General features: G+C 40.7%; 1 protein-coding gene. It reads right to left on the bottom strand.

Going from position 1 to position 420, the window contains the following annotated elements:
- A partial coding sequence (locus D3I60_RS01370) for a hypothetical protein (protein ID WP_262774313.1) occupies positions 1-420 on the bottom strand: 420 nt, incomplete at both ends.

Below are 420 nucleotides of genomic sequence, written 5' to 3'. Positions count from 1 at the left end.
CTTCATATGGGATAACAACGGTATTTTTGCTGGATGTGTAGATCGTTTTGGATACAGTATTGTATCCACTGTTACTTAGATTAGTTAGTTGCTGTGCTTTATAGCTAGATATCTTGCCATCAATATTTATATCTATTCCTATGAAACCTAAGTATGCGGAACTTCCATTAGATACATTTGAATTGTAGGAAAGGATCAGCCCTACTTGATCTGGTTGGGAGCTGGACCATATTGCTCCTAACTGAAGTTGTGTTCCCCAAGTGCTGTTCGGGTCGTATAGCGAATTTGGAGAGACATCTATGACAGTTGAGTTGTCAAAAGTGGATGTTTGTTGAGAAACCACACCCATTCCCGCCAGTTTATCCATTGCTGTACAGCCAGAGATGGCTACTACGATCGCAGAAGCAAAAAACATCTTCC

This window comes from Brevibacterium permense (genome assembly GCF_025506275.1).
GTDB lineage: Bacteria > Actinomycetota > Actinomycetes > Actinomycetales > Brevibacteriaceae > Brevibacterium > Brevibacterium permense_A.
This window is presented reverse-complemented; position numbering and strand designations above follow the sequence as displayed.